Origin of the sequence: Polyangium sp. 6x1 (genome assembly GCF_029946515.1) — a bacterium.
In the GTDB taxonomy this organism is placed as follows: Bacteria; Myxococcota_A; Polyangia; order Polyangiales; family Polyangiaceae; genus Polyangium.
On sequence record NZ_JARZHH010000010.1, the window covers coordinates 49,077 to 73,183 of the forward strand.

General features: G+C 70.6%; 21 protein-coding genes and 1 pseudogene. 12 read left to right on the forward strand and 10 right to left on the reverse strand.

The window, feature by feature from the left end; genetic code table 11:
* The first annotated feature begins 28 nt into the window (after positions 1 to 28).
* The 5 genes from QHF85_RS12610 to QHF85_RS12630 all read left to right on the forward strand — a co-directional run bounded on the left by QHF85_RS12610 (position 29) and on the right by QHF85_RS12630 (position 6,427).
* Positions 29 to 820 (forward strand): thioesterase family protein, encoded by a 792-nt coding sequence (locus tag QHF85_RS12610; protein WP_281327390.1) that lies wholly within the window; start codon positions 29 to 31, stop codon positions 818 to 820.
* 112 nt (positions 821 to 932) lie between these two features.
* Complete coding sequence (locus tag QHF85_RS12615) at positions 933 to 2,324, forward strand: Stp1/IreP family PP2C-type Ser/Thr phosphatase (protein ID WP_281327391.1); 1,392 nt, start codon at positions 933 to 935, stop codon at positions 2,322 to 2,324.
* Between the two features lie 98 nt (positions 2,325 to 2,422).
* The gene (locus tag QHF85_RS12620) at positions 2,423 to 4,012 is read left to right on the forward strand and encodes a hypothetical protein (RefSeq protein ID WP_281327392.1); all 1,590 of its coding nucleotides are present in this window, start codon (positions 2,423 to 2,425) and stop codon (positions 4,010 to 4,012) included.
* Positions 4,013 to 4,041: 29 nt separating this feature from the next.
* Positions 4,042 to 5,436 carry a hypothetical protein gene (locus tag QHF85_RS12625; RefSeq protein WP_281327393.1) on the forward strand — a complete coding sequence of 465 codons (1,395 nt, stop codon included), beginning with the start codon at positions 4,042 to 4,044 and terminating at the stop codon, positions 5,434 to 5,436.
* A gap of 43 nt (positions 5,437 to 5,479) precedes the next feature.
* Positions 5,480 to 6,427 carry an RluA family pseudouridine synthase gene (locus QHF85_RS12630; protein WP_281327394.1) on the forward strand — a complete coding sequence of 316 codons (948 nt, stop codon included), beginning with the start codon at positions 5,480 to 5,482 and terminating at the stop codon, positions 6,425 to 6,427.
* 9 nt (positions 6,428 to 6,436) lie between these two features.
* Here QHF85_RS12630 and QHF85_RS12635 read toward each other — a convergent pair whose 3' ends face one another.
* From QHF85_RS12635 to QHF85_RS12655, 5 genes are all read right to left on the reverse strand, one after another.
* Entirely contained in the window at positions 6,437 to 6,952 is a 516-nt protein-coding gene (locus QHF85_RS12635) for a hypothetical protein (RefSeq protein WP_281327395.1), read from the reverse strand.
* Positions 6,953 to 6,989: 37 nt separating this feature from the next.
* Positions 6,990 to 8,852 (reverse strand): hypothetical protein, encoded by a 1,863-nt coding sequence (locus QHF85_RS12640; protein ID WP_281327396.1) that lies wholly within the window; start codon positions 8,850 to 8,852, stop codon positions 6,990 to 6,992.
* Positions 8,853 to 8,909: 57 nt separating this feature from the next.
* A complete protein-coding gene (locus tag QHF85_RS12645) occupies positions 8,910 to 9,251 on the reverse strand; it encodes an SPW repeat protein (protein WP_281327397.1) in 342 nt (113 codons plus the stop codon).
* A gap of 24 nt (positions 9,252 to 9,275) precedes the next feature.
* Complete coding sequence (locus tag QHF85_RS12650; protein ID WP_281327398.1) at positions 9,276 to 9,479, reverse strand: hypothetical protein; 204 nt, start codon at positions 9,477 to 9,479, stop codon at positions 9,276 to 9,278.
* 109 nt (positions 9,480 to 9,588) lie between these two features.
* Positions 9,589 to 10,467: a Rieske 2Fe-2S domain-containing protein gene (locus QHF85_RS12655; RefSeq protein ID WP_281327399.1), complete on the reverse strand. Its 879-nt coding sequence runs from the start codon at positions 10,465 to 10,467 to the stop codon at positions 9,589 to 9,591.
* A 164-nt stretch (positions 10,468 to 10,631) separates the two neighbouring features.
* On the opposite strand from QHF85_RS12655, the gene QHF85_RS12660 reads away from it, so the two are divergent.
* From QHF85_RS12660 to QHF85_RS12670, 3 genes are all read left to right on the forward strand, one after another.
* Positions 10,632 to 11,345 (forward strand): hypothetical protein, encoded by a 714-nt coding sequence (locus QHF85_RS12660; protein ID WP_281327400.1) that lies wholly within the window; start codon positions 10,632 to 10,634, stop codon positions 11,343 to 11,345.
* Positions 11,342 to 11,749 carry a hypothetical protein gene (locus QHF85_RS12665; RefSeq protein WP_281327401.1) on the forward strand — a complete coding sequence of 136 codons (408 nt, stop codon included), beginning with the start codon at positions 11,342 to 11,344 and terminating at the stop codon, positions 11,747 to 11,749. Before QHF85_RS12660 ends, QHF85_RS12665 begins: the two co-directional genes overlap by 4 nt.
* Positions 11,750 to 11,937: 188 nt before the next feature.
* Positions 11,938 to 12,777, forward strand: a complete 840-nt coding sequence (locus QHF85_RS12670; RefSeq protein WP_281327402.1) for an STAS domain-containing protein — start codon at positions 11,938 to 11,940, stop codon at positions 12,775 to 12,777.
* Between the two features lie 85 nt (positions 12,778 to 12,862).
* Here the strand turns inward: QHF85_RS12670 and QHF85_RS12675 are convergent, their stop codons facing one another.
* A complete protein-coding gene (locus QHF85_RS12675; RefSeq protein ID WP_281327403.1) occupies positions 12,863 to 15,460 on the reverse strand; it encodes an ATP-dependent Clp protease ATP-binding subunit in 2,598 nt (865 codons plus the stop codon).
* Between the two features lie 100 nt (positions 15,461 to 15,560).
* Between QHF85_RS12675 and QHF85_RS12680 the strand changes: the two genes are divergently transcribed.
* On the forward strand, positions 15,561 to 16,319 hold the full coding sequence (locus QHF85_RS12680; RefSeq protein ID WP_281327404.1) for an MYXO-CTERM sorting domain-containing protein: 759 nt from the start codon (positions 15,561 to 15,563) through the stop codon (positions 16,317 to 16,319).
* Here the strand turns inward: QHF85_RS12680 and QHF85_RS49780 are convergent.
* From QHF85_RS49780 to QHF85_RS12690, 3 genes and pseudogenes are all read right to left on the reverse strand, one after another.
* Positions 16,305 to 16,640: pseudogene (locus QHF85_RS49780) on the reverse strand (redoxin domain-containing protein); the annotation flags it as partial. The gene QHF85_RS12680 and the pseudogene QHF85_RS49780 overlap by 15 nt on opposite strands.
* A 12-nt stretch (positions 16,641 to 16,652) precedes the next feature.
* Complete coding sequence (locus QHF85_RS49785) at positions 16,653 to 16,874, reverse strand: hypothetical protein (protein WP_348652733.1); 222 nt, start codon at positions 16,872 to 16,874, stop codon at positions 16,653 to 16,655.
* Between the two features lie 51 nt (positions 16,875 to 16,925).
* Positions 16,926 to 17,852: an AgmX/PglI C-terminal domain-containing protein gene (locus QHF85_RS12690; protein ID WP_281327406.1), complete on the reverse strand. Its 927-nt coding sequence runs from the start codon at positions 17,850 to 17,852 to the stop codon at positions 16,926 to 16,928.
* A gap of 386 nt (positions 17,853 to 18,238) precedes the next feature.
* Between QHF85_RS12690 and QHF85_RS12695 the strand changes: the two genes are divergently transcribed.
* From QHF85_RS12695 to QHF85_RS12705, 3 genes are all read left to right on the forward strand, one after another.
* Positions 18,239 to 19,759, forward strand: coding sequence for a DUF1501 domain-containing protein (locus QHF85_RS12695; RefSeq protein WP_281327407.1), 1,521 nt, complete (start codon positions 18,239 to 18,241; stop codon positions 19,757 to 19,759).
* Positions 19,756 to 21,981 (forward strand): hypothetical protein, encoded by a 2,226-nt coding sequence (locus QHF85_RS12700; RefSeq protein ID WP_281327408.1) that lies wholly within the window; start codon positions 19,756 to 19,758, stop codon positions 21,979 to 21,981. The genes QHF85_RS12695 and QHF85_RS12700 overlap by 4 nt, the downstream gene beginning before the upstream one ends.
* A 68-nt stretch (positions 21,982 to 22,049) precedes the next feature.
* A complete protein-coding gene (locus tag QHF85_RS12705) occupies positions 22,050 to 23,378 on the forward strand; it encodes a hypothetical protein (protein WP_281327409.1) in 1,329 nt (442 codons plus the stop codon).
* On the opposite strand, the gene QHF85_RS12710 is transcribed toward QHF85_RS12705, so the two are convergent.
* Positions 23,332 to 24,087: an HAD family hydrolase gene (locus QHF85_RS12710; protein WP_281327410.1), complete on the reverse strand. Its 756-nt coding sequence runs from the start codon at positions 24,085 to 24,087 to the stop codon at positions 23,332 to 23,334. The two genes, QHF85_RS12705 and QHF85_RS12710, sit on opposite strands and share 47 nt — an antisense overlap.
* Between the last annotated feature and the right edge of the window lie 20 nt (positions 24,088 to 24,107).

Sequence of the window (24,107 nt, forward strand, 5' to 3'; positions counted from 1 at the left end):
GGGCCGCGTGCTACGAGTGCCCGATCCCATGGTTGATTTCGTCGCTCTCACGACCGGGCGCCTCGTCGCGCCAGGTCAATATTCCCTCGACGTCCCCGATGGCTGGCAGCAAGGGCGTGGCGCGTTCGGAGGGTTTTCCCTCGCCGCGCTCGTGCGGGCCCTCGAAGCGGCCGAGGACGACGCGGCGAGGCCGCTGCGCACGCTGACGGCCGAGCTCTGCGGCCCGCTTTTGCCCGGCCCGGCGGAGATCTTGGTCGAGGTCCTGCGCCGCGGCTCGGGCGTGACGACCGTGGCGGCGCGCGTGGTGCAAGGAGGCTCGGTCATCACGCACGCCGTCGGCATTCTCGCGCGAACGCGGGCCGACGGCATGGCGCTCTGCGAGATTGCGCCGCCCCAGCTCGGCCCGTGGAGCGACGCCCCGCCCCTCCCGTCGCAAGAATGGCCGACGTTCGCGAAGTTTTTCGAATATCGCGTGACGGGGCCGCTCCCTTTTTCGGGGCATTCGTCGCCGGTCACGGAGAACTGGGTGCGATTGCGTCCTCCGTGCCCAAAGCTCGACGCGGCGTATCTCACGGCGCTCGCGGACGCGACCTGGCCCGCGTCCTTCTCCGTCATGCCCGAGCCGCGGCCCGTCGGCACCGTCTCGTTCACGCTCCAGCTCTTTCCGCCATTCGACGACGTGGTCGCCCACGCGCCGCTCTATCACCGCGGCAAGGTGCTCGTCGCGGCGGATGGATACAGCGCCGAACAACGCGAGCTCTGGACCGAGGACGGCCGTCTCCTCTCGCTGAACCACCAGACCATCGCAACGATTCGTTGACATCGGACGCGGCCAAGCGCGGCCCGGGTCGGCGGATGGTCGCTCACCACACCTCGGGCGAACCGGGCAGGGGGTGGTGGGCGCTCGACTCCCCGTGGTAGCCTCGCGTCCGATGGCGCTGTCCGAAAACATCCAGTTCTACGCCGCGACGGACGTTGGCCGCGTACGTGATCACAACGAGGACAACTTCCTCGTCGACAAGAAGCTCGCGCTCTCCATCGTCGCGGATGGCATGGGCGGGCATGCGGCCGGCGAAGTGGCGAGCGCGCTCGCGGTGCGGATCATCCACGAGGAGGTCAAGAAGCACAAAGACGTCGTCGAGAAGTACGCGCGCGAGGGCGTGAGCGGTCGGGCAGGCGCCAAGGAGATCCTCGCGATGCTGGAGCTCGCCGTGCAGCGAGCCTGCGCGAAGATCCACGACGAGGCGAAGCAAGACGCGAACAAACGCGGCATGGGCACGACGCTGTCGGCCCTCTTGATCGTGGCCTCGCACGGCTTCATCGCGCACGTCGGCGACAGCCGCATCTACCTGCTTCGCGGCGGCAAGGTGCAGCAGATCACCGAGGATCACACGGTCTACAACGAGCTGATCAAGCGCGGAAAGCTCACGCGCGATCAGATCGAAAAGGTCGCGCAGAAGAACGCGATCACGCGCGCCGTCGGCGTCTACGAGCGGGTCGAGGTCGACACGCTGACGATCGAGGTGCTGCCCGGTGACCAGTTCCTGCTCGCCTCGGACGGCCTGCACGGATACATCGCGCACACGGCGGAGCTCGAGCCGTACTTCGAGGAAGCCGACGGCGAGACGGCGACGCGTGAGCTCATCGATCTCGCGAACAGGAAGGGCGGCAAGGACAACATCACCGCGATCCTGGTTCGCCTCGGCGCCGGCGACAAACAGGACGACAACCGCGCGCGGCGGCTGCACCTCAAGCGCGAGGTGCTCGCGAAGATGCCGCTCTTCTCGCGCCTGTCCGAGCGCGAAATGCTCCGGATCATGCAGGTCGCGGACGTGGTCTCCTACGACGTCGATCAGGTCGTCGTGCAAGAGGGAGATCGCGGCGACGAGCTCTTCATCGTGCTCTCGGGGCAGGTGCGCATCAGCCGCGGCGAGACGGTGCTGAACGAGTTCGGCCCCGGCGAGCACTTCGGCGAGATGGCGCTGATCCGCGCGATGCCGCGATCGGCGACGGTGACCGCGATCGAGCCGAGTGAGCTCATCGTGCTGCACAGGAACGACTTCTTCGAGATCCTGCGCAAGGAGCACGAGCTCGCGGTCAAGCTGCTCTGGCAGTTCCTCGGCGTGCTCGCCGACAGGCTCGATCAGACGTCGCGTGATCTCAGCTCGGCGCGCGAGGAGCTCAACGCCGAGGACATCACGGACGCGATCTTCCCGGACGAGATCGAGCCGGGGGAGGACGACGCGCCCGTGACCGAGCCGCGGCCCCGCGACAGCTACATCCCCGAGCCCCCCTCGGACCCGTCGCCCCTCGGCGGGGCCTGAGCAGGGCCGCGCCGCCTGGGGCATACGGGTTTCCTGGTAGTTCCAATTGACACGTTCGCCCCAGCGCCGGTAGCGTCCGTCCAACGGAAAGGTCTGCCATGAAAGGCGCAACGTTCTGCGATCGCAAGGGCAATGGCTTTCGCCTCGGGAGGCGGGGCCTGGGATCGCCTGTCTCGCTCGCGCTCACCCTCGCTATTGGGCTCGCATCGTCGCTCGTGACGACGGGCGCGCGCGCGGACGAACCGCGCAGCGCCACCGAGCCGCGCGTGATGCAGGAGCCCGGCGAGGTGGTGAACGTGATCGACGCCTTCGACGAGGGCGATCCGTTCGACATCGCGATCAGCCTGGGCTTTCAGTACTCGTCGAAGAGCGCGAAGGTCCAGCGCGAGACGAACATCTTCGGGCCGGGCCTCACGTCGGGCGGGTTCACGTCGAACCTCATGAACGTGGCGCAGTTCAGCGAGCAGACCTCGCGCATCATCCCGCGCATCGACATCGGCCTCTACAAGGATCTCGCGGTCTACTTCCGCGCGCCGATCATCCTCAACAACTCGCGTGAGCTCACGGGCCTCGACGGCAGCGACGCCGTGCAGAGCGTGGTGCTCCAGGGCGCGCCGGGCGAGCAGCTCTTCAGCCTGCCGTTCAAGTCGCCCGATCGCAGCGGCCTCGAATACCTCGCGGTCGGCATCGACACGAGCGCGTTCATGAACCAGGCGCGTGATCGCACGAAGCCCACGCTGCTCTTCGGCGTCGAGGGTCGCTTCTCGCTCGGCACGCCCATGCACGCGTGCAACCCCGGCGCGCCGTCGGGGCAGGTCCAGTGCGCGCACCCGTCGGACATCAACCGAAACGGGCAGCCGAACGGCAACCTCGAAGGCACCGCCGTCGGCGAGCGAGATGCCGGCGTCACGCGCGGCACGATCGGGCTCGAGGTGCACACGCTCGTCTCGAAGCGCATCAAGTACCTGGAGCCGTACGGCGGCTTCTCGGCGCTCTTCGAGTTCCAGCAGGAGGACTCGGACTACGGCCTCACGGACCTCGAAGGCTCGCTCGTGAACCGGCCGCCGATCCGGGGCACGATGACGCTCGGCCTCATGATCATCCCGTGGGAGAACCGCGAGAAGTTCGGCCGTCTGACCTTCGATCTGCGCGCGCAGGGCACGTACACGTCGGAGGGCCGCGACTACTCGGAGATCTTCGACGCGATCGGGTCGAGCACGGCGAGCTCGCTGCGCCAGCCGCAGTGGTCGAAGTACAGGCGCAACCCGGCCTACGACGAGAACGCGCCGGCGGGCAGCCGGCAGCCGATCTCGATCATCGACGAGGGTTCGCAGAAGACGTACGTCACGGGTCTGACCGACGTGCAGCAATACGCGTCGATCCGCGGGCAAGCGTCGGTGACGTGGCAGGCGAGCGAGTACGTGAAGTTCAACCTGGGCTTCGGGTTCACGCACGATCAGAAGCACGGCATCACCGGCGATCAGCCGTGCAACCCGTCGTTCAAGGACGACATCGGGCAGTCGGGCCCGTGCAAGAGCGGCAACGAGCTCAACGTCGGCGAGTTCGTCTCCGCGACGGGTATTCCGAACCCGAACTATCGTCCCACGATCAACGCGGTCGGGAGGCGGTTCTGGGTGAGCGACAGCAATACCTTCGACGTCTTCGCGAGCGGCGTGGTGATGTTCTGAAAGGCGGCCGCGCGGCTCGGCTCCTGGGGGTGCTCGCGGCGCTCGGCGTCGCGGGGCCCGCCTCGGCCGAAGCCCCGCGGACGAACGGCGCGACGAGCGCGAGCGCGGAGCCCGCGCGCACCTCCGCCGTCCTGTTTCCCACGAAGATCAAGCGGCGCCCCGGGCCGCCGGGCGAGGCCGGCGAAGGCACGGAGCTCGCGCCGATCGCGGGCCAGCTCGACGCGCTTCTTGCAGACGCGGCGCAGGATCTCGGGCTCGTGCTGGATCTCGATCAGCGCCACGCGGCGCCCGACGACGAGGCCGAGCTCGTGGCGCTTGCGGGCTCGCTCGGCAGTACGCTGATCGTGCCGAGCGTGCGCGCGAAGGACGGCGAGATCGAGCTTCGGATCGTGCTCGCGGAGGCGTCGTCGCCCGAGCTTCGCGTGCGGATCGAGCGCGCGAGCCAGGCGGATCTCGCGGTGCGCGCGGTCGTGATGCTGCGCGATCTCGTGACGGGGCTGCGCTCGATGCCGGCGCGTCGACCCGAGCCGCGGCGCGCGCCCGAGGGGACGCTGACGTACCCCGCGAAGAGCGCGGGCCGCACGGCGCTCGCGGTGAACGCGACGCTCTTCGGAGGGCTGCTCGGGTATTCGATCCAGCGGGCGAGCGGATCCGAGGATCCGCGGCTGCTCTATCCGCTGCTCGCCGTCGGCGCAGGCGGCGGGCTCGTCACGTCGATCCTCGTCGCGGAGGAGTGGGACGTGGGCGTCGGATCCGCGTGGTTTCTCGCGTCGGGCGCGTGGTGGCCATCGTTTGCGGGGCACCTGATCTACGCGGGCCGGTTCGGCGCGTCGGGGGGCGAGGGGGAGCAATGGACGGCGGGGATCGTGGCGGGCACGACGGGCCTCACGCTGTCGACGCTGGGGCTCGCGCTGCGCGGGATGTCGGAGGGCGGGGCGCTGCTCGCGCACTCGGGCGGCGGGCTCGGGCTCGTGCTCGGGGGCATGACGGAGATGCTCGTGCAGGGCAACGTGGACAGCTTTCCGCTCGCGGGGATGGGGTACGGCGCGGGGCTCGGCTGGCTCGGGGCGGCGGCGCTGGCGGTGCACTGGCGGCCCGCGGCGAACCGGGTGGTGGCGATGGATCTCGGGGCGCTGCTCGGCGGGCTCGGCGGCGCGGCGCTCGGCAGCCCGCTCCTGCTCGACGGGCCGACGGAGACGCAGCAGCGGGCCTGGGTGGGACTGACGGGCGGCATGACGCTCGCAGGGGCGGCGATCGGGTGGTTCATGACGAAGCCGAAGGCCGAGGCGGCGTCGAAGCCCGGCAAGCAGGCGCACGACGAGGCCCCGGGGACGCTGCCGGTCATCGGGGTGATCGGGCAGAGTCAGGTGGGAGAGCGGCGCGCGCCCGTCGTGGGGCTATCGTGGAGCGGGACGTTGCGGTAGAGCAGCGAGCGTTCGTCGTGGGCGGCGGACATCACGGAAGACCATGAAGATCACGGTGAACGAGGCGCAGGCAGGGGTTCGTTTGGACAAGCTCCTGCTCGAGGTGATGCCGACGCTCGGGCGAGCGGGGGCGAAGCGGCTGTTCGAGGCCGGCAAGGTCCGCCTGCACGAGGGCGGAGGCGAGCGCGGGCGCAGGGTGGCGAAGGGAGACGTGGCGCGCGCGGGGGACGTGGTCGCGGTCGAGCTCGATCCGGCGTCGCTCGCGGGCGGAGCGTTGCCGGACACGGAGACGCCGCTCGTGGTGGTGCTCGAGACGAGCCAGGTGGTCGTGCTGGACAAACCGGCCGGGCAACCGACGGCGCCGCTCGAGCCGGGGGAGCGAGGGACCTTGGCGAACGCGCTCGTGGCGCGGTACCCGGAGTGCGCGGGGATCGGCTTTTCGGCGCGGGAGCCGGGGCTCTGCCATCGTCTGGACACGGAGACGAGCGGGCTCGTGCTGGCGGCGCGGACACGCGAGGCGTTCGAGGTGCTGACGGGGGCGATCAAGGAAGAGCGCCTCGACAAACGGTATTTGCTGGTCTGCGCGGCGAAGGATTTGCCGGAGACGGGGACGATCGAGATCCCGCTGGCGCCGCACCCGAAGGATCGGCGTCGGGTGTATCCGTGTGTGCACCCGCGCGACGTGGAGCGGTATGCGCCGCGGCCGGCGCATACGACGTACCGGAAGCTGTCGGAGCGGGGAGAATGGGCGCTCGTGGAGGCGCGGGCCGGGAAGGCGACGCGGCATCAGATCCGGGCGCATTTCGCGGCGATTGAACATCCGCTCGCGGGGGATACGCTGTACGGTGGGCAGAGCGTGCCGGGGCTTGCGCGGCATGCCTTGCATGCGTCGCGGATTGCGTGGGGCGGGGACGCGAAGGTGCCGGCGTTCACGGCGAGCTCGCCGCTGCCGGCGGACATTGCGGGGATCGTGGGGGAAGAGGGCGGCTAGGCCGGCCCTTCAAAGCCCCTTCGGCCTCGGGACCTCTTTCTCCCGCTTCCGGATCCGCGTCGCCACCTGCTCCGCGGCCGCCGTCATCTCCTGCGTGGCAATCCCCGCATTGCGCGGCCTCGGCATTCCGTAGCCGACCTCGTACGTCTCCGTCTGGATCGGCGGCGGCGGTTTGCCCGTTCCTTTCGGGCCGATTCCGACCGAAAAGAAGACCTCGCCCTTTTGTAGCTCCATCCAGACGACGGATTCGTTCGTCGGGTAGAAGTTCACCACCTTCCACCCATTCACCTCGCTGCCGACCGTGAGCCCGTCGAGCAATGCGACGAGCGCCGGATCCGGCGGCGCCGGGGCCGGGCCGAAGGGCTCGGCGGGCGCGGGTGCTTCGGCTTCCGCGCCCGCGGGTGGCGAGGCCGGCCCGCTCGGGCTGCTCTGCGCGGCCACCAGGAAGGCGAAGACCCCGAGGAGCAAGACGGCGGCGGCGATCCGGGCGAACAGGCGAGGGGGTTTTTCGGAAGGGGCGGTCACGGGCGCCCTCGAAGCAAGCGGGAAAACCTGCCCGGCGTCAAGCCGCTCGGCCATCCTCGGACGCCGCGATGACCTGGGCTGATCGGCGAATGCCCGAGCGCTCGTCCGCCGCCTTGCGCCCTTCGCGCAGGAGGTTCACGAGGCGCGTGACGAGGTCCGCCGTCATCCACGCCGTCGGCAAGCGCGGGACCAGCGAGATCGCGCGCTCCGTCGACCGACGCCCGCGCTGCGATCGGCCTTGCTGCGCGATCGCCTCCACGGCCTCCTCGCACGCCGTTCCCGACGTCACGCGGAGCAAGACCTCCGGCGAGCGCAACGTCGAGCCCGCGGCCGGCGTGAGCACCACGCCGACCTCGAGCCCGGAAAAACCCGGGAGCGGCGAGCGCGGGACCACGGCGAGCCGGAGCTCGTCGGCCTTCGCGCTGCCCTCGGGCACCCGGATGCGCGGGACGATGCGGACCTCTTCGCCGGCCTTTTTCGTCGCTTTGCGGACGCGCTTGGCGACGTCGCGCAGGAGCGGCGCGGCCGAGGCCACCGGATCCGGCGGCAGCTCGGCGAGCCGGCCCGTGCAGAAAAGCGCGAGCAGCGCCACCGCGTCGTAGGCGAAGAGCTCGGCATGGTACATCGAGGTGCGCGAGACGAACCACACGGCCGCGCCGAGGAGGAGCAGGCCGAACGCGAAGAGGGCTTTTCCGGCGCGGGTGGAGACGTCGAGCAAGCCCGCCTGCGCGGAGGGGCGCGCGGCGCGCGCGAAGGCCTCTTCCTCGGAGACGGGGAGCCACGTGCCCGGGCCGCGTAGCGAGGAGGCGCGGATCCAGCGCGGGGCGCGGAACGCGGCGAACGCCGAGGCGAGCGCGACGAGGAGCGCGCCCGCCGTGCCCGTGGGCAAGGTGAGCTGCAAGGCGAGGCCCCCGACGAGCGCGAGGCCCGCGCCCGTCGCCCGCACGAAGAGCGGGGCCGGGATCAAGGGGCGCGGCTCGGCGCCGGCCGCGCGCGCGGCGCGCTCGACCTCGCGGGTCTTCCAGGCGACGAGCAGGGCATACAGGACAAACGCGAGCCCGCCGCCGACCAGCACGAACGTGCGGCGATCCGGGGCGAGCGCTGCGGGGCCCGAGGAGGCGACGGTGGTCGGCTCGGCGCGCGGCGCGGTGACCTCGAGGGCGCGGGCGTCGAAGCGGACGAGCCACGTGACGGGCTCGCCTTTCGGCGCGTAGGGGCGCAAAAGCTCGAGCTCGTCGCGTCCCGTGGAGCGGCGAACGGTCGAGAGGACCGACGGCGGCGCGGCCGATTCGCTCGAGGGATCGGCGGCGACGCCGGCCTCGTCGGGGCGCGGCTCGGTCGGGCCCGCGGGCAGGACGAACGTGGCGCGCGCCGAGTCGAAGCCGTCTTCCCACGCGAGCCCGGTCCAGCGGAGGCGCGCCATGGAGCCGTCGCGCTGCACGAGCCCGCGGCGGAAGAGCTCGGTCCGGTAGCGGACGAACACCACGAAGACGCCCCGCGACAAACCTTTGTCCGCGTCGAAGCGGATGCGCATGGCCGAGGGATTCGGCTGGCCGTCGTCGCGCGCGCGGCTCGGCGGCGGCAGCATCTCCGTGGTGACGGGCGTGGCCGAGGCGAGCGAGTTCGTGGCGGCGTCGCGTCCCGGCACGACATAGCCGTCGGGCTCGGGCACGGCGTCGGCGTCGACGCCCTTCAGGTCGATCGACTTGAGCGGCCCGCCGGAGACGCGCAGGGTGATCTTGTGCTCGACGCGGGCCGAGCCGTCCTTGTTCACGTCGACGCGGACGTCGTCGCCCGCGACGTGCACGTCGACCCACGCCAGCGCGGGCGCCGGGACCGTGACGAGGCCGAGGACGAGGCCAGAGGCCACGAGCCAGGGCCGGGCGACACGAATGGACATGGCCGAGACCTCCCACGGGGCGAGGTCCCGGGCCAAGTTTTGGTCCGTGGGGTCGGGTCAGCTGAAGTTGCCCGAGCCCGGGGTCGTGGTGGTGTGCGTGACGGGGCGGCTCGGGATGAAGGCGAAGACCGCGACGGCGATGCCGACCACGATGTCGTTCACCACGGCCCTGCCGCCGAAGTATCCGAGGACGAACGGCGCGATGATCAGCCACGCGCCGAGCACGACGTTCACGAACCGGGCCTTCGGCGCCCAGAGCGCGGCGATCGCCGAGGCCGCGATCAAGATGCCGAGCAGGCGGTCATTGTTCACCGCGTAGACGTCGACGTATCCGAGCGCCGCCGGGGCGATGAGCAACCAGATACCCAGTGCGACATTGATCCATCGGGGCCATGTCATGGTGTCCTCCTCGGGCGATTGGTTTCACGCGGCGTGCCGCTTCTCGGCCTCCTGCTCGTGCCGCATTCCCTGCTCGTGATACCGCCGAGCCTCGATCGCGTGCCGGATGGCCTCGGCCTCGTTTCCACGCTCGTGCTGCTCCGCGGCCATCCGGTGGTGCACCGCGGCGTTTTCGAAGTGCTCGGCGGCCTTTCGATGGTGATCGGCCAGGCTTTCGGTACGGACCATTCCTTGCTCCGTGGGCGAATTCGTGCCGCGAGGCAGCGTCCCCGACGTCCCGATGCAAACGGAGGCCCAGCCGCGGCGAACGGACCCGGCTGCGGCTGGGATTGTCGTATTACGACGCACCATTGAGGCCCGATTTTCGGACCTCGATCTGGCCGTCGCGCACGCGCGTCTCGTAATGGGGCTCCGAGTCGGTCGCGGGGCCGACCATCACGCGGCCGTCGCGCAGCCGGAACTGCGATCCGTGGCAGGCGCAGATGACGCGCTCGCCGTCGAGGCGGCCCGCGCTGAGCGAGCAGCCGAGGTGCGTGCAGGTATCGCCGATCGCGTGGACGCGGCCGTTCGCGCGGGCGAGCAGGATCGGCGCGCCCTCGGCCACGACGCGGCGGAGCTGCCCGTCGGCGAGCTCGTCATTGCGGAGCACCGGCACGAAGCCGCTCGGCCCGCCCTGCTCGAAGGCCCGGTGGCTCACGCCGATGCCATAATGGTACGACATGACCCCGCCGAGCCACGCGCTGCCGAGCACGACGCCGAAGCCCGCCGTCGACGCGGCGATGCCCGCCCCGCGCCGGCCGCTCTTGCGCAGGAGCAACGAGGCGCCGAAGAGGCCGGCCGCGACCGTGTTCAGCGCCGCGTGCACGAAGCCCACGCGCCGCGGCTTTCCGTCGAGGTAACTCCAGTCCGCGAGCCCCGCGAGCGCCGCCACGCCCGCGGCCGCCAGCCCGAAGGCGTGCGCCGTGAATGCCGCGTCGTGGAGCGACTTCTTTCGCCGCCCGAGCCCGGCGATGTCCAGGACGACCCCCGTCGCCCACGCGCCGACCGGGAAATCGGTGAGCGCCGCGTGGAGCGGGTGCCCGAGCCACGTCCCGTCGAGCGTGGTCCGGAGCTCCGGGCGCTTCTGCAGGACCGCCTGGACCGGCCGGTGCACGGCCTCCGCGAGCGAATCGACGCCCGATCGATTCTCGACTGTCGTAAGGAGCGACGTGGCCATCCCCTGTCCCCTTTCGTGCTTCGTCGGGGGCCTCTCCCCCCCGAACGTGCCTCGCCGTGCAATCGCCGCGCCGGCCATGACGTTCTTGCCCTGCCTCCCGGGCCGCCGGACCCGTGTGCGATCGCGATTTCGCGAGGGGCACGTCCATTGCTATCGTCGGCCCCATGCCATTCCCTCGCTTTTTGCTTCCTTTCCTCGTGCTCGCGACCGGATGTGCCCAGGGCTCGTCCGGCGCGCTCGGCCAGACCGACACGACCGCGGCTTGCCCCCCGAGCGAGCTCGTCTGCGCCGTCGCCGGCATCGACGCCCCCATCGCCAAGGGCGCGAGCTTGCCCATCCAGGTCTCCGTCACCACCGAGGGGGCCGCCACGCCGCCGCTCACGTTTGTCTCGGCAAACCCGGCGGTCTTCACGATCGACGCCGACCGCCTCCACGCCCAGGAGGCCGGGCTCGCGTCGATGCTCATCACGATGCCGGGGGTTGGGGCGCAGGACGCCGAAGGCGATCCGAAGCCCCAAGCGTCGAACAGCGATTTGGTGGTGGACTTCCTGCACGTCTGGGTCGCGGAGGCGGACGCGCTGCGCTTGCACCGCGTGACCACGGGAGGCCTGCAGACCTCGCCCTTGCCCGCTGCGATGGAGATGCTCGTCGGCGACGAGCTCACCCTCGTCGCCGCGCCGCATCGAGGCCCGCAGCGCTTGCTCGGCGAGCTCGACGCGGCGTTCGAGGCCGATCCGCAGGTGGTCACGATGCTCGACGAGGGCGTGGCCGGAAGCCGGCGCATCGTCGCGACGGCCCCGGGCGAGACGACCGTCGCCGTCAAGGCGCTCGACATCGAGGTCGCGGTCACGCTGAAGGTGCTGGAGGTGAAGCCGTGAGCCCCCGCGCCGCCCTCTTGCTCGTCGTCGCCGCCGCGCTCGCCGCGGGCTGCGAGCCCAGCCTCACCGCGCTCACCGTCGCGCCGCCCACGGCCGTCGCCGAGCTCGACGCCGTCGACAAGGACGTCCGCCTCTCGCAGGGCATCGCGCTCGCGATCGAGTGCACCTACCAGGGCAGCCCTTGCGAGAACGCGAACGCGACGTCGAGTGATCCCGACATCGTGCGCGTGATGCCCGGCTACGTGGATCTCTTCACGCCGGGCGACGCGTACCACAGCACCGCCTCCGACGAGCCGCGCGCCGTCTTCATCCTCGTCGGGGGCAAGCCCGGCGACGCGATCGTGACCCTCACGTCGACCGACGCAAACACGTCGATCGACGTCAAGGTGCTCTCGCCTCCCTGAAGCCCTGCCCGGGGGTGCCGCCGCTTCGGCCTTGGCCCCCCGTCTTCGGCCGATTTTCCGCCCTCTGCGGACGCTTTTTCGGGCGGATTCGCGGAGAGCACAATTTCACGCGTCGCCGGCATCAGGTGGAACTTGATGCTCATGGGCATCTTCCCGTATGTAGGAGGGACGCATCGGAGACCATCGGGATGACGGACGCGACCGACGAGTCGGTAGTGGTGGAGGGGAAGCGGATCGAGCGCGTCCTGGAGGCGCTTTCGCTCGCTTCCGTCGGGGCCTTCGACGAGGCCATCGGGCTCTCCGGCGCGCTGACCGAGGATCGGTTCGGGGCGCTCGAAGAGAGCCTGCTCGTGCTTTTGCGGGAGCTCAAGCAGACCCGCGAAGAGCACGACAAGGCGATGAGTGATCTCGAGGCGTCGCGGCGCGATCTCGAGGAGCAGCTCGCCACGGTGGAGCGGCAGCGCATCGCGATCCGCGAGCTCAGCGTGCCCATCATCGACGTGTGGGACGACGTGCTCACGCTGCCGCTCGTCGGCGCGATCGACAGCGTGCGCGCCTCCGAGATGACGGAGAAGCTCCTGCAGCGGATCGCGGATCGCGGCGCGGAGTACGTGATCATCGATCTGACGGGCGTCGACGTGGTCGACACGATGACGGCCGCGCACCTCATCCGGCTGACGCACGCGGCGAAGCTTCTCGGCGCGAAGTGCGTGCTGACGGGCGTGCGCCCCGACGTGGCGCGCACGCTCGTGGAGATCGGCATCCACCTCGGCGGGCTCATGACGCTGCGCACGCTGAAGGACGGCCTGCGCGCGTGCCTCAACATGCGCGAGGCCGACCGCATCAGCCTGCGCAAGAAGCCCGCGGCCGACGACAAGGACAAGAAGGCGCAGGCCTCGAAGGACGAGGGGCAAGACCGCGGGATGAGCCGCGGCGAGCGTCGCCAGCGGCCGCCGCGGCACGAGGCTTCGCCGAACCCGTCGACGGTACCGGCATCGTTGCCCATGTCCGAGGACATCGGGGTTTAATCGCGCCGCGGGCGAATCGTTCAAAGTCGAACGATTCCCTCATCCCCAACCCCTCTCCCTCACGGGAGAGGGGTTGCGCGCTTTTTCAAGCGCCCGTCGCGAGCTCGCCGGCGGCTTCGTCCACCGCGTCGACGACGATCTGTCCACGATCGGCCGAGAGGAGCGCGACCGATCCCGCGGGCAGCTCGCCGCGCAGGATCATCTCGGCGATCGGCGCCTCGACGTGGCGCATGATCGCGCGCTTCATGGGGCGCGCGCCGAGCCCCTCGTCGAACCCGCCCTCCGCGAGGAGCACGTCGAGCACCGCCGGCTCCACGTCGAGGCGGATGCCCTTGTCTTCGAGCCCGCGCCCGAGCGCCGCGAGCAGCCTGCGCGCGACCTCCTTCACCTCGACCTTGCCGAGCGGACCGAAGACGAGCACCTCGTCGATGCGGTTGTAGAGCTCCGGCGGCAGGGCCCCGCGCGCGGCGGCGAGCATCGTCGATTCGAGCTTGTCCGGTGAAACCTGCGTCGCGGCGCGGGAAAACCCGACCGAACGTTCGCTCTTGAGCGCCCCGGCCTCGGCCGCGCCGAGGTTCGAGGTGAGCACGATGACCGTGTTCGTGAAATCGACCCGCCTGCCGCGGCCGTCCGTCATGCGGCCCTCGTCGAAGACCTGGAGGAACGCTTCGAGCACGTCGCGGTGCGCCTTCTCGATCTCGTCGAGCAGGATCACCTGGTAGGCGCGGCGGCGCACGGACTCCGTGAGCTGGCCGCCGGCCTCGTGCCCGACGTAGCCGGGCGGCGCGCCGATGAGCCTCGCCGTCGCGTGCGCCTCGCTGTACTCGGAGAGGTCGAGCCGCGTCATCGCGTCGGCCGAATGGAAGAGCGCCTCGGCGATGGCCTTGGCCGTCTCCGTCTTGCCGACGCCCGTCGGCCCGAGCAAGAGGAACGTGCCGAGCGGCCGATCCGCGCGAATGCCGGCTGCATTGCGGCGGAGGACCCGCGCGATGCGAGCGAGCGGCGCCGCGTGGCCGACGACGCGATCGGCGAGCAGTTTTTCCAAATTGAGCATTCGCTCGCGGTCGGTCTCGAGCAGCCGCTCCTCGGGGATGTCCGCGAGGCTCGCGAGGACCTCGGCGACCTCGGAGGGCCGGACCGGCGGGAGTTTTCCGGCCCCGGCGCGCCTGCGCGCGCGCGCGCCGGCGAGGTCGAGGATCCCGATCGCCTTGTCGGGCAACGCGCGGCCCGGCAGATAACGCACCGACCACGAGACCGCGGAGGCGATGGATTCGTCCGTGTACCCGAGCCCGTGGTGAGCGCCGAGGCCCTGACAAACCTGTTTGCAGAGGAGGAACGCCGATGCCTCGTCCGGCTCCTCGATCTCGACGACCGAGAATCGCCGCGCGAGCACGGGATCGGGCTCGAACGCGCGGCGGTGCTCCTCGGGCGTCGTGGCGCCGACGAGGCGCAGGTCGCCGCGGGCGAGGGCGAGCTTGATCTCGGCCGTGGCCTCGTCGAGGCCGCCGGAGAAGAGCTCGTGGATCTCGTCGACGAAGAGGATGACGGCGCGGCCCTCCTCGCGAATCTCGCGCAAAATGGCGTTCATGCGCTCGGCGAGCGCGCCGCGCGTCCCGGTGCCGGCGACGAGCTCGGAGACGGCGACCTCGACGAAGAGCCGCGCCGCGGACGGGTCTCGATCGGCCTCGCGGGCGAGGCGCTCGGCGATCCCACGCGCGACCGAGGTCTTTCCGACGCCGGCCGGCCCGACGAGCAGGCAGCTATTCTGGTTTTTCTTGGCCAGGATGTCGAGCGCCGCGTCGACCTCGGCGTCCCGGCCGATCACGGGCTCGATTTCCCCGAGGCAAGCCGCGAGCGTGAGGTTTTTCCCGAGCGCCGCGAGCGTCGGCGTCTTCGCCCGATCGAGCGCGAGCGGATGGCCCTCCGGAATCGTGGGCCCGGGCGCGAGAATCTCCCGCGCCTTGGTTTTGCGGTCCTTATCAACCGGCTTCGCGGGCGTGGGGAGCGGGACCGGCGTCGCGGTCGCGAGGGCCTGCGGCGGCGGGGGCGAGGGCGCCGCGGTCGGCGGGACCGTGGGCGTCTTCGTGGGCGGGCGTTGCTCCTGGCCGAGCCGACCCGGCGGCGGGAAGAGCGGGACCGTCACGCCCGTGCCCGTCGGCCGCTTCGAGGGCGTGGGCGCGGGTTTGTCGAGGTCGAGCCGCGTCGGCGAACGCGGGGCGGGCCGGGGCTCGGCCTCCGTGGTCTTGCCGCCCGCGGGTTGCGACACGCGTCGGGCCGCGACGACCCCGAGCGAGAGCTGCATGGCCGCCGTCCGCAGCCGGCCCGTGTCCACGCCGGCCTGCACGAGGGCGCGGTGCGCGGCGGAAGAGCGATCCGCGAGCAGGGCGAGCACGAGGTGGAGCGCGTTCGGCTCGCCGAGAGGCGCGCGCTTGCCGAGCTCGCGGGCCGCGACGGCGGCGCGGGCGAGGGGATCGGGCGTGTCCTCGTCGAAGGAACGACCTGCCTTGAGGAGGGTATCCGCGTCGAGGCGCCGCTCGCGGAGCAGCTCCCCGGCCTGACCGTCGCGCGAGGCGATGGCGGCGAGGAGGTGGACGCTCGTCGGACGCTCCTTTCGCGCAGCGGCCAGGTCCTGGGCGAGCTTGCGCAGCGTGACGAGCTCGGCCTGCGAGCGGGGGATCGTCATGGTGGGGAGGGGGGTCTCACGGACGCGGGGCGTGGGACAAGTTTTCGGCCGGGGACGGGGCGGGCGTTCGTGTAGGATGGGCGGAGGAGAGCACCCATCCGTGACGACACGACGTACCGCCCTTCTTTTCCTGGCTTCGCTCGGGCTCCTCGTCTCCCGTGAGGCGCGGGCCGACCTCATCAACCCCGGGGAGAAGCGCGTCGACTACTCGTTCGACCTGGAGAATGCATCGCAGTTCCCCGAATACGTGTTCCTCGCGCATCCGTACACGACGTCGTTCGGCGCGCCGATGCCCGAGCTCGGCGTGCTCGGCGGGTTGCCGCTGATCGTGGGGAAGTATGTCCAGCCCGTCGTTCATGCGATGAAGAAATCCGATTTCGAGGCGTCCTCGGTGCGCAAGCTCGAGGGGGCGGCCCTCGAAGCGTTTTTCGCGGAGGGAAAGGGGCTCGTCTCGTCGGGGCTCACGATCAGGCCGATCCATTTCGTGTCCGATCGCTGGCCCGTGAAGGGCATCCACGACGTCGTGCGGGTCGAGAAGCTCGAAGCTGGCGTGTTCGTCGCCCGGCTCGCGAAGGTCGTCTACTTCATGGACGACGGGAAGCGCGTGACGCTCGATTATCCGGCCGATGGAAAACGGCCCGATCCGCCCGGTGTCGCATCGGCCCCGGCGCCGGACGCGCCTCCGACGAGCACGACCGCCGATCCCGCGGAAAACACGCCCGCCGCGCCCGCGCATGCGCCGAGCGGATGCGGCGGATGCGCGGTGAAAGGCGAGGAGGGCGCCGCGGGGGTCATGTTCCTCCTCGGCGTGCTCGCGGCGCTTCGAGGGCGCAGGCGCGGTGGATCAAGGGCGGCGTGATTCGACGAGCGCGCGGTCGACGATGTCGAGCAGCTCGGCGGTGCTCGGCCGGTCGGCCATGCTCTCGCCGATCTGCCGGAAGAAGACGCGTCCGTCCGGCAGGATGACGAAGGTGGCGGGGACCGCGATGTCCTGGCCCTGCATGGCGACGCCATAGGCGAGCGCGGTCTTCAATCCGTCGTCCCGCAGCAGCGGGAAATGCAGTTCGAGCTTTTCGGCGAGCTCGCGCGACTCCTCCTCGCTATCGACGCTGATCGCCGCGAGGCCCACGCCGAGCCGCCGGAACCGATCGTTCAATCTTGCCAGCTGCCCGAGCTGGCTACGACAATACGGTCACCAGTGGCCGCGGTAAAACACCACGACCGCGGGGCCTTTCTGGGTGAGGCTGGCCAGGGTGACGGTCTCGCCCGTGTGCGACGGGAGCGAGAAGGCGGGCGCCGGGGCCGAGGTCGCGAGCGCGGGGCCGCGCGTCTTCAACGTGCAGCCGGCGGCAAAGGCGAGGAGCGCGGCGCCGAGGAGGAAGAGGCGGCGCGGAGCGCGGATCGGCGCGGACATGAGCGGGAGCATACCGGGGCGCGCGCGGGGCGGCAAGCCCCGGGAAAAACGTCAGAAGCCGCCGCCCGTGGCCGTCCCCGTGGGCAGGGGCCGCTTCGGCCCGGGGGCCGTGGGCGAGGGCGCGGCGGGCGCGGTGGCCTCGCGCTTGACGATGAACTCGACGAGGGCGTCGCACCGGCCGGAGCTGACCCCGCCGGTCTCGTCGAGGCAGGAGACGACGAGCGCGCGTCCAGGCGTCACCTCGGTGACGAGCAACGTCGAGACCCAGGTTTGTCCGTCGATGCGCGTGGTGAAGCAGGGTTTGTCGGCGATCGTCGGCTTGCCGCGGGTGCGGCGCATCTTCGGCGATTGCTGCTCGAATCCGGTCAGGATCGCGTCGGCGAATTTCTCGTCCACGGCGCGGACGGGCATGTCCGTGACCTTGAGCGTTTGCTTGTCGCAGACGAGCGAGACCGTGCGAATGCCGTCCTTCTCCTCGGCGGTCTTCTTGCAATTGCTCATTGCGTCGCCGCCGCCCGGGGCGAACATGATCGGATAGACGACCTTGACGACGCCGCCCTCGGGCGCGGGGAACGTGAGCGTTTCGACGGCCGCGAGGACACACTTCACGACGTCGGGATCGGGCAGGGTCGACTGCGTATCTTCGGAGATGGAGCCGGGCTTGCCGTCCTTGCCGATGACGAACCGGATGCCGATGCGTCCTTCGAGGTTCGGGTTTTTTTGCAGGCCCTCCTCGTAACAAGCACGCAATGCTTTGAAATTGCCCCGGATGACCTTCTGGATTTCGGCCGGCTCGAGCTTCCCCTCGGGGGCGTCGAGCGCGCCGATCACGTCGGCTTTCGGGTTCGGGGCCTCGGCCTTGGCCTCGGCCGGCGGGGCTTTCGCCTCGGGGTGCGGCGGCGTGTCGGCGGGCGGCGTGGCGCCGGCGCAGCCGACGAGGAGGAGGGCGAGGGACGAGGGCCAAAGGGCGCGCGACATCGGCGCGGATGCTAGGAGGCACGCTGGGGTGCGTCAAGGCGACCCCAGGAATGCGCATTGCAAACCCTTCCCGTGGGTCGCGATTTTCCACGGACCCGAGCCGCCGGGCAACGCCGAGCACGTTGTCGCCGCGTCCGAGCACGTTGTCGTCGTGGCACCGTCATCCACCCGGCGCTCCTCCCCATGAGGATTCAATAACCGCGGCATTTCACGTTCCCGTTGGAACGAATGCTCACGCGCGCGTTACGTTTCGGCACCAACGATGCGGCCTCCGAAACCTTTCGGAAGGACGTTGAAAACTTGATTGACCACCCCTTCTGCGCGAGGGAACGTAGGCACGTGCGGGACGGCATGGTTCGTCCTGGCACGCCGACTTGGAGGCTTACGTGAAGCGTCGCGAATTTCTCAAGGGCGCAGGGCTCGTCACTGCGACGGCGGCCAGCGGCCTCGGCGTATCGCTTTGGGGCATGCGGCAAGCCCGCGCGTTCGGGGAGGTGCCGAAGGAAGCCGAGGGCGCGATGCTGCCGCCCGAGCTGCAGGCCGAGAACATCCTCGAAATCTTTCTTTACGGCGGCGTGAGCCAGTACGAGTCGTTTTACTGCGTTCCCTCGCTCGGGCAGGCGAGCGGGACGCAGTGGTACGCGTACCTGAACTCCGGCCACGTGCAGGCGGCGGTCGATCAGTGTGCGTTCCAGGGCCCACTGACCGAGCCCTTCGCGGCCGACTCGATGGGCCAAACCGTCCACCTCGGGCCCTTCGTGATGCCTCTGCGAGAGCGGCCCGATGTGATGGAGCGGACACGGGTCTCCATCTCGGCGCACGACCTCGAGCCACACGAGGGCGCGATCCCGATGATGCTCGGCGGCCGCGGGCTCGGGCATCCGGCGTTCTCGGGGCTCGGCGCGCACGTGCAGCGCTACTTCCTCGAACGGTTCAACGAGCCGGGGCGCGCGCCCTACTCGTACGCGCTCTTGTCGAACGGCGCGAACGGGCTGCCCACGGACAACATCCGCAGCGTCGTGTCGATCGGAATGCACCCCGGCGCGGCGCGTCCGCTCGCCATCAAGGTCGACGCAGCGGGCGACCTCACGAGCCTGCTCGCCCGAGGGACGCTCGGGCAAAACCGCGCGCAGTACGACGCGCTGATGCAGGGCTACATCGATCGGTACCACGAGCGGCTGCGCTGGAAGGGGCAAGGCAATCCGCTGCGCGCGCCGCGGCTCGGCGAGCTCGAGGCGGCGTCGAGCTCCATCGCCAACGCGCAGGCGATCTCCGGGGTGCTCGAGCCGCAGTTCTTCACGAAGGTCTCGGGGTCGAACTGCGGGGACACCTCGAACACCGACGCGATGAGCATGAACCTGAAGCTCGCGGCGCACCTGCTCCGGCATCCGACGGTGCCCGCGAAGTACGTGTGCATCGTCGACACGGGGCTGCTCACGGCCGACGGCGGCGGCGGGTACGACACGCACGGCGAGAACTCGTTCACGCAGGCGCGGAACCTGTCGCACACGCTCCGGCAATTGCTGTCGGTGGTGAATGCGCCCGGCGAGAACAACCCGGCGAAGCTCGACCTCGACAAGACGCTGATCGTGCTGACGACGGAGTTCGGGCGCACGCCGTTCAAGCAGGGCAGCCAGGGGCGAAACCACTGGCCGTACGGCTTCCCGGTGGTGTTCATCGGCGGGCCGGTGCGGCCCTCGGGCAAGGGCGTGTTCGGCGCGTGCGGAGAGGACGGGCGCGCGACGATCGCGTCGACGCCGCAGGAGAACCGCATGGCGGCGCTGCTGTCGCTCGGCATCTGGCCCTTCGCGCAGGAGAGCTTCAACGTCTCCGACGTGCCGGGCGCGACGACGGAGATCGAGGCGGCGAAGTTCGTGCAGCAGCGGCAGCTGGGGGTGGTGGCATGAAGACCAGGCGTTTTTCCGGGCTCTCGACCCTCACCCTGGCGATCTCGTGCGCGGCCGCGATGGCCCTCGTGCCCGCGTGCAGCGGCGAATCGAACCCGTCCGAGCCGTCGGGTCCCGGCGTCGGCGGCAGCGGCGCAAGCGGCGGCTCCGGTGGGGAGGGCGGCGCCGGCGGGGATGCCGGCGCGGGCGGCGAAGGTGGTGCTTCGACGCCGCACACGCCCGAGCACGTGTGGACCGAGTGCCAGGCGAGTGATCAAGCGTGGGTGCGCCGCGCGATCACCGCGGTGAGCGGCCGCAAGCCGTGGGGCCAGGCCGAGGTGAACGCGTACACCGACGCGATCACGGCGATCCGCAAGGCGGACCTCGAAGCCGCCGGCAAGTTCGGCGAGCTCGGCGACGCGCTGCCGCCCTACGGCGACGACCTCGTGAACGCGCGCAAGATCGTCGCGCGCGCGCTCATGCGCGAGGACGCGTTCCGGCAGCGGTGGAGCGACTTCTTCATGGACACGCTGCGCGTGAACCGCATCGAGACGAAGTCGCTGCAGCAGTGCTACGGCTCGCCGCCGGCCGCGGCCTACGACAACGGAAACCTCGCCGCGTGGGTGCGCGACAACGAGGCGACCTCGAAGAACCCGCCGAACCCCGGGTTCACGATGAACCAGCTCCTCTCGTCGGCGCTCGAGCTCGACGACCTCTCGCCCGTGTACCGCGGCAACCTCTTCGCGATGATGTCGCAGCCGTACTCGGGCGCGAACGTGGGCGAGTACGAGATGGAGCGCGCGCGGCGGCAGAACTTCGGCGCGATCTTCGAGCGCGCCTACCTGCACCGCGATCGGGTGTGCTTGACCTGCCACAACAGCGAGTTCTCCGTGACGTACAGCGACGATCCGGCGCTGAACCGGGCGTGGCCCGTGCCCGGGCTCTTCGAGGTCGCGCTCTACGGAAACTCCGCCGGCGTGCACCCCGAGGAGGAGCAGGAGACGAAGGGCACGGACGAGATGCGCGCCCTGTCGATGCTGCGTTACTGGGGCGTCGCCGACGGCGGCGGGAGCTCGCCCTACGGCTGGAGCGGCAACGCGTGCGGCAGCTTCCGCGCGCCCGCCGAGGACGATCCGCTCGGCGTCGACACGTACTTCGGCTCGATCCGCTCGACGCCGGAGGCCCCGAACAAGGGTCGCCGCGCGAGCGTGTGGGACCTCGAGCGAGCGCTCAAGCGCGGCGTGGACCAACTCGCGGCGCACGGGCTCGTGCGTTTGCCCGGGGGCGAGCTCGCCGATCCGGACGAGGCGTTCGCGTACATGGTCGCGCAGAACATCGTCGACGTCGTGTGGTCCGAGGTGATGGGCACGCGGCTGACGATCGCGAACTACTTTCCGCGGACCGAGGTGCAACGCGACATCCTGATGAGCCTGACGGAGAAGTTCGTCGCGTCGCACTTCTCGCTGCGCGAGCTGCTCACGGACATCCTGGCGCACCCGGCGTTCAACCTGAAGGCGCCGGAAGAGGGCTGCGGGAGCGCGGCCTACGAGGTGCCGCGGATCTTCGATCCGTGGACGATCGCGGACAAGGACCTCGGCCGGCGCGGCAACAGCCCCGCCGACGGCGTCTTCGCGATCTCGTCGCGCCCGCTGCGCAGGAGCCTGCACCGCGCCATGGAGTGGCCGAGCTACAGCGAGTATCCGCAGGACGAGACGGAGGAGAGCTTCCAGCTCGCGATCGGGTTCGCCCTGAAGGACGCGGAGCCGGGCTTCCGCGGGCTCGACTTCCAGGGCCGGCTCTCGTGGGAAGCGACGTACGGCGCGTGCAAGCCGCTCAATGCGAACGACTTCATCTCGAAGATCGTGCAGCGGGCCCAGGCGACGACGGGCGCGACCGTGGGCGACGCGGTGATCGCGCTGAAGGATCGTCTCCTCGGTGAGCCGTGGGTCGAGCCGGTGACGGAGAAGCCGCAGATCGAGGCGCTCGTGAAGTCGTCCCTGGAGGACACGAACCTCGCGGGGCTCGACGCGAAGCTGCGCTCGTTCTGCGGCGTCCTCGTCGCGGCGCCGCAGTTCATGCTCGGCGGCGTCGTGTCGAAGGACGCGACCGACGTGCCGAAGCTGACGCCGACGGAGATCTCGTACGAGGGTACGTGCGGGTACGTGTCGTTCGTCGCGGGGCAGATCGGCGCGCCGTACACGATCACCTGCGGTCCGGGTACGATCACCGCGAAGAAGCAGTGACGGAAGGGGTTTGGGGCGTAGCTCGGCTTGTCCGAGCGCAGCCCCAAGCTTTGAAAGGGACGAGCGGGATGCGTTTGTCGCGGGCAGCCAGGGCGATCGGGGCACTCTCGATCGCCCTGGTGATGATGGTCGGGTGCGGGGCCGACGAGGACGTCGACCTCACCGGCGGCGCGGCCGGGAGCGGCAGCGGCGGCGCCGGTGGGAGCGGTGGCCCAGGCAGCGGCGGCGCGGGCGGTAGCGGCGGCGGCGCAGGGGGCAGCGACGATCCGGCGGAGGCGATCTACCCGAACATCACGGCGCTGCACGCGCTCGGCGTCGCGCAGACGTGCTCGCTCAACCAGGGCGTGTGCCATTCGTCGCGGCAGTACCCCGAGCTCGGCGGCGTGAAGGACATGCTCGCGCTCGTGAACGCGCCCTGCCAGATCACGGCGGCCGAGCCGAGCCTCGTGCCCGACGAGTGCGAGCGGCCCGGGGACAAACTCGTGATCGGCGGGCAGGAGCGGGAGATCCTGCAGGTCGTCCTCGACCCGAGCGCGCCGTTCCCGCCGACGAGCGTGGAGCTACGGCTCGCCTCGGCGCCGCCGTCGCTCGACGCGAACGGCGCGCGCATCCGCAGGCTCGACGACGCAGGCGCCGAGGTGCTCAGCGTTCCGCTCGACGGCGCGTCGTTCACGGCGGGAGGCGCGCCTACGAGCGTGATCGTGAACCTCGCGGCGTCGCCTCCGGCGCTGAAGGGTTTCCTCGACGTGCGCGTGACCGATCTCGATCGGGTGCGCGTCGGCGACGCGAACGGCAACGGCATGGCGCATCCGTCGGCGACGCCGTGGTCGCTCGTCGCGCCGGGAGATCCGGCGCGGAGCTACCTCTACAAGCGGCTGCTCTCGGACAAACTCGGGCCGCGCATGCCGCTGCTCCAGCGCACGTGGACCGCGCTCTCCACGCGCGCGGTGTGGTGCTGGATCCGCGGCATGAAGCCGGATGCGAAGCCGGGCGACGCGTCGCTCCTCGAGCCGATCGACTACGGAAATTGCCCGCAGGACCCCGACGCGCCCGATCCGAACACGTCCGGCACGTGGGGGAGCGTGCGCACGCTGATGGGCTCGCGCTGCGCGACGTCGAAGTGCCACGACGGCACGGACAAAGCGGGCGACCTCGATCTGTCGCCCGACGCGTCGACGTTCCTCGCGAACGTGATCAACGCGCCGAGCGTGCAGACGGGCGCGCAGCGCGTGGTGCCGGGGCAACCGGCGGCGAGTTATCTGCTCTGCAAGGTGGATCCGCACTGCGAAGGGCGCGCGGACATGACGGGGCTCATGCCGCTCTCGGGCGAGCCCCTGACGGACGCCGAGATCAAGTCGATCGCGGCCTGGATCCAGGCCGGGGCGAAGCTCGAATAGGCTCGGGCGCGCGGGCGGCCGCGATGCCGAGCTCGACGAGCGCCCTGCGCACCTCGCCCGCGTCCTTCGCGACGCGCGCCTTCTCGCCGAGGGCGCGCTTCGCGTCTCCGCGGAACCACACCGCGCGCATCCCCGCGCCGAGCGCGCCCTCCACGTCGGCGGCGAGTGAGTCGCCGACGTGCACGATCCGCTCGAGCGGCTTGCCGAGGCGCTCGGCGGTCCAGGCGAAGATCGGGCGGCCGGGTTTGTCCATGCCGAGGCGGCCGCTGTCGGCGATCACGAGGAACCGATCGTCCCAGCCGAGCTCCGCGACGAGCTCGGCGAGCCGGCCCTCGGAGTTCGAGATGATGCCCACGGGCACGCCCGCGTCGGAGAGGTCCTCCGCGAGCTCCAGCATGCCGGGGATCGGCCGCCGCCAGAGGTTCTTCCGGGGCTGCTCGGACCAGAGGAAGTCCACGGCGCCCACGAGCGCCTCCTCGTCGAGCGGCGACGAGGCGGCGCGTTCCAGGAGCGCGCGCATGAAGATCTTCCAGGGATGACCGCCGAGGCCGCGATGGATGGCGTCATCGTAGACGCGCCATGCATCGGGGAGGGCGGCCTCGATTCGTTGGGGGTCGAACGATAGGCTCCGCTCGGCGAGGCGCGCGGACGTGAGGTCCGCGTCGAGGGCGGCGAGGGTTTGACCGAAGTCGAAGGTGACGGCGTGCATGGCGCACGCTCCGTTAGCAC